The sequence below is a fragment of the Streptomyces sp. 8K308 genome (assembly GCF_004348315.1).
Taxonomy (GTDB): domain Bacteria; phylum Actinomycetota; class Actinomycetes; order Streptomycetales; family Streptomycetaceae; genus Streptomyces.
Map to the genome: position 1 here is coordinate 1 of NZ_SMKC01000451.1, position 4,762 is coordinate 4,762.

5 protein-coding genes are annotated in these 4,762 nt (G+C 74.1%); 3 read left to right on the forward strand and 2 right to left on the reverse strand.

Annotation, left to right across the window (positions count from 1 at the left end; all coding sequences use genetic code 11):
* Positions 1-24: 24 nt before the first annotated feature.
* Positions 25-1,290 carry a Cmx/CmrA family chloramphenicol efflux MFS transporter gene (locus tag E1265_RS33730; protein WP_132934759.1) on the reverse strand — a complete coding sequence of 422 codons (1,266 nt, stop codon included), beginning with the start codon at positions 1,288-1,290 and terminating at the stop codon, positions 25-27.
* 141 nt (positions 1,291-1,431) lie between these two features.
* On the reverse strand, positions 1,432-1,806 hold the full coding sequence (locus E1265_RS33735) for a hypothetical protein (protein WP_132934760.1): 375 nt from the start codon (positions 1,804-1,806) through the stop codon (positions 1,432-1,434).
* A gap of 107 nt (positions 1,807-1,913) precedes the next feature.
* On the opposite strand from E1265_RS33735, the gene E1265_RS33740 reads away from it, so the two are divergent.
* The 3 genes from E1265_RS33740 to E1265_RS33750 form a co-directional block, all read left to right on the forward strand.
* Positions 1,914-2,861 carry a MurR/RpiR family transcriptional regulator gene (locus E1265_RS33740; RefSeq protein ID WP_132934761.1) on the forward strand — a complete coding sequence of 316 codons (948 nt, stop codon included), beginning with the start codon at positions 1,914-1,916 and terminating at the stop codon, positions 2,859-2,861.
* 77 nt (positions 2,862-2,938) lie between these two features.
* Complete coding sequence (gene murQ / locus E1265_RS33745) at positions 2,939-3,850, forward strand: N-acetylmuramic acid 6-phosphate etherase (RefSeq protein ID WP_347877283.1); 912 nt, start codon at positions 2,939-2,941, stop codon at positions 3,848-3,850.
* Positions 3,847-4,762: phosphotransferase (locus E1265_RS33750; protein ID WP_132934763.1), on the forward strand; the 916-nt coding region annotated here is incomplete at its 3' end. The genes murQ and E1265_RS33750, both read left to right, overlap by 4 nt.

Genomic DNA, 4,762 nt, shown 5'->3' on the forward strand with positions numbered 1-4,762 from the left:
GGTGGGTGGGGGGAAGAACCACGGCTAGGACGTGACCCGCACGTCGGAGACGAGCCCGCTGCGGGCCACCAGCCGGGATCGGCTCGCCGTCCGGGACTGGAGCCAGGCGCCGCCCAACGCGCCGAGGACCAGGATCGCGCCGAGCCACGCAGTCCAGACGTAGCCGAGGCCGCCGTCGATCACCAGGCCGCCGGCCCAGGGGCCGATCGTGTTGCCGGTGTTGAACGCGGAGGTGGCGGTCGCCCCAGCCAGGGTCGGCGCCGCGGCGCCCGCGACGTTGAAGATCCGCGCGTTGAGACCCGGCGCGCACAGGAAGGAGGCGAAGCCGAGCAGCCCGGCCAGCGTCACGACGGCCGCCGGCACCGAGACCAGCAGCGCGACCAGGACCAGCACCCCGGCCGCGGAGGCCAGGCCGGCGTAGAGCGTGCCGAACATGTGCTGGTCGGCGAGGCGTCCGCCGAGCGCCGTGCCGCCGAGCGCGCCCACGCCGTAGAGCACGAGCGCCACCGGGACCCAGCCCTCGGCCAGTCCCGAGACGTCGGTGAGCAGCGGCGCGAGGTAGGAGAAGAAGCAGAAGGTGCCGGCCGCGAAGAGCGCGATCGTGGCGCTGGCGAGCCAGACCATGCCGCGCCGGTAGATCCGCAGTTCGTCGCGGAGCCTTGGCCCCTCGGCCGTGGCCTCCCGCGTGGTGTGCGGCACGAAGAGCAGCACGCCGACCAGGCCGATCGCGGCGAGCAGCGCCACCGCCCAGAACGCGGAGCGCCAGCCGAGGGACTGGCCGAGCACCGCGCCGCCCGGCACGCCGGTGATGTTGGCGATGCTGAGGCCGCCGATCATCACCGCCATCGCCCGGGCCCGGGCGTCGTGCGGCACCAGCGAGATGGCCACGGCGGCGCCCACCGCCCAGAAGCCGGCGCACGCCAACGCGCTCACCACCCGGCAGACGAAGAGCAGCGCGTAGTTCGGGGCCAGCGCCCCCACCACGTGGCCGGCCGCGAACACCGCGAGCAGCCAGACGAGGGTCAGCCGCCTGGGCAACCTCCCGGTGGCGGCGGCCAGCACCGGCGCGCCGACCACCATGCCGATGGCGAACGCCGATATCAGCAGGCCGGCCGTCGGGATGGAGACGTGGAGGTCGTCGGCCACCTCGGGCAGCAGCCCGGAGAGCATGAACTCCGAGGTGCCCAGTGCGAAAACCGCCGCGCCGAGGACGTATACGGCCAGGGGGAGTCGGGAGCGGGTCGCGCCGTCGGGCGCGTCGGACGTGGCTGAGCTGTGGGGAGGGGACACGTTCCGGTGCAACGCGGCGGGCTCCGCGCCGCATTCCCCCACGCTCCGCCCCACGTCCGAACCGGCCGCCGAAGGCCGTCGCCGACGCCCGTCGCCGTTGGGCGGATCTCTGAAAGCGGGCCGGGCACGAGCCGCGGCGCGTCAGCCCCGGGCGTCGGCGAGCGAGCCGAGCGGCGCCACCTCGTGGCCCGTCACCCCGCACACCCAGCGCGGATCCTCGCCGAGCTCGGGTTCCAGGTCCAGCGCGTGGGGCTCCCGCTCGGGCGCCCGCTCGCACAGGGGGCACAGCGGCCAGCGCCCGTGGTGCTCGAGCAGCGCGTCCTGCATGTCCTGGGCCAGCAGCCCGGGCACGAAAACCGCGCCCTCCGGCCACTGGTCGGACCACCAACGCCGATGGGAAACTGCCTTCTCCAACATGGAAACTTCCTTCGGACCGGCCAGTCCGTCGGCGGTCAGATCCGCCAGCACCAGGGCCCTGCCCCGGTGGATGGCCTCTTCCGAAGTCGGCTGCTCCATACAGACCATTGGACCATCACCTGGCACACCAGCGGATACCGACCAGCGCACCCGGGGGCTTGACGGACCCTCGTCCCCGAAAATACGTTTCGCCTGTGAGGAATGCGATGAAGGAAAATTTCGTCCGACGTGTCGGCAGACCCCGACCCGTCGCCGCCGTCGCACCCCGTCCTGCTCCCCCGGAGCCCGGGGCGCTCGCCGCGAAGGTGCGAACCATGGCGCCTTCCATGACCCGTTCCATGCAGCGCGTCGCGGAGACCGTCGCCGGCGACCCGGCCGGCTGCGCCGCTCTCACCGTCACCGGCCTCGCTGAGCGCACCGGCACCAGCGAGGCCACCGTCGTCCGCACGGCCCGGTTGCTCGGCTACCCCGGCTACCGTGACCTGCGCCTCGCGCTGGCCGGGCTCGCCGCCCAGCAGGCGTCGGGCGCGGCCCCGGCCGTCACCGCGGACATCTCGGTCGACGACCCGCTGAGCGACGTCGTCGCCAAGCTGGCGCAGGACGAGCGGCAGACCCTCACCGACACGGCCGGCGCGCTCGACCTGGCCCAGCTCGAGGCGTCGGTCAGCGCGCTCGCCGCCGCCCGCCGGATCGACGTCTACGGCGTCGGCGCCTCGGCGCTCGTCGCCCAGGACCTGGCGCAGAAGCTGCTCCGCATCGGACTCGTCGCCCACGCGCACTCCGACCCGCACCTGGCCGTCACCAACGCGGTCCAGCTGCGCGCCGGGGACGTCGCCGTCGCCATCACCCACTCCGGCCGAACGGTTGACGTCATCGAGCCGCTCCAGGCCGCGTTCGACCACGGCGCCACCACGATGGCCATCACCGGACGCCCGGACGGCGAGGTCACCCAGTACGCGGACCACGTGCTGACCACCTCGACCGCCAGGGAGAGCGAGCTGCGGCCGGCCGCCATGTCCAGCCGCACCAGCCAACTCCTTGTCATCGACTGCCTGTTCATCGGCGTCGCACAGCGCACCTACGAGTCGGCCGCACCCGCGCTGCACGCCAGCTACGAGGCCCTGGCCCACCGCCACTCGCCGCGCGAGCGCTGAGCCGGCCGGCCTCGCGCGCACGGCCGACATCGCCCGCCCCGGCCCCCCTCGCCCAAAACATGGAGAGCCGACCCGCCATGTCCACGGATTTTGACTCGTTGACCACCGAGGCCCACCGGCCAGAGCTCGCCGAGATCGACCAGCGCTCGACGCTGGACATCGCCCGGGCCATGAACGCCGAGGACGCCCTCGTCCCGGCCGCCGTGGCGGCCCAACTGCCGAGCATCGCGGCCGCCATCGACGCCGCCGCCGAGCGGATGGCCCGCGGCGGACGCCTGCTCTACCTGGGCGCCGGCACCGCCGGGCGGCTCGGGGTGCTCGACGCCAGCGAGTGCCCGCCCACCTTCAACACGGAGCCCGGCGAGGTCATGGGCCTGATCGCCGGCGGCCCCGAGGCCATGGTCTCGGCGGTGGAGGGCGCAGAGGACAGCGAGCGGCTGGCCGCCACCGACCTGGACGCGGTCGGCGTCACGGCCGACGACGTGGTGGTCGGCGTCTCGGCCTCGGGGCGCACGCCGTACGCTGTGGGCGCGGTGCGGCACGCGCGCACCAGGGGGGCGCTGACCGTCGGCCTCTCCTGCAACCCGGGGTCGCCGCTGGCCGCCGCGGCCGACCACGGCATCGAGGTGGTGGTGGGCCCCGAGCTGATCGCGGGCTCCACCAGGCTGAAGGCGGGCACGGCGCAGAAACTGGTGCTCAACATGTTCTCGACAATCAGCATGATCCGGCTCGGCAAGACGTACGGGAACCTGATGGTGGACGTGCGGGCCTCGAACGAGAAGCTGCGGGCCCGCTCGCGGCGGATCGTCCACCTGGCGACGGGCGCGTCGGACACGGTGATCGAGGAGGCGCTCACCGCCACCGGCGGCGAGGTCAAGAACGCCATCCTCACCATCATCGGCAGGGTCGACGCGGACACCGCGGCTCGGCTCCTCGCCGAGAGCCACGGCCACCTGCGGGCGGCCCTCACGGCGGCGGGTGCCAGGTGACCGCGGGTCCCGCGGCCGAGGCGCTGGCGGCGGCCGGCCTCGACGCCGCCGAGGTGGTCGGTGCCGAGCCGCTGACCGGCGGCACCTACAACACGCTGCACCGGCTGTCGCTGCGGGACGGCCGGCGGCTGATCCTCAAGGTCCCGCCGCCGGCCGACACGCCCGGGCTGTCCCACGAGCGCGGGCTGCTGTTCGGCGAGGCCGCCTTCTACCGGGCGGCGGCTGGCACGGCGCCGGTGCCGGAGGTCGTGTCGTTCGGCGAGGACTATCTGCTGATGACGGAGTGCCCGGGCGTGTCCTGGCACGAGGCGCCGCCCGCCGAAGGGGAACGGGCGGGGCTGCGGCGCGAGTTGGGGGCGCTCGTCGGCCGGCTGCACGCCATCCGCGGCCCTGGCTTCGGCTATCCGGGCGGCGCCCTGCCGGTCTCGGCCGACTGGCGCGGCACCTTCACCACCATGCTCGACGTGGTGCTGACCGACGCCGAACGGTACGCCGCGCCGTTGCCGGTGCCGCCCGATCGGATCCGCGACCTCGCCGCCGCGGTGGCGCCGACGCTGGACGAGGTGCGGGAGCCGGCGCTGGTCCACTACGACCTGTGGGCCGGCAACGTGCTGCTCGCGGACGGCCGCGTCAGCGCGCTCATAGACGGCGAGCGGATGTTCTGGGGCGATCCCCTGGCGGACTTCGCGTCGCTCTGCCTGCTCGCTCCGCTCGACCGCGAGCTGCTCGACGGCTACGCCTCGGTGGGCGGCCGGGTCGACTTCACCGCGGAGGAACGGACGCGGATGGCGCTCTACCGGACGTACCTGTACGTGATCATGCTGGCCGAGTGTGCGCCGCGGGGCTACGGGGCGGACGAAGTGGCGTCGCGGGTCCGGGCGGTGACGCCGCGGCTTCGGGACGCCCTGGCGG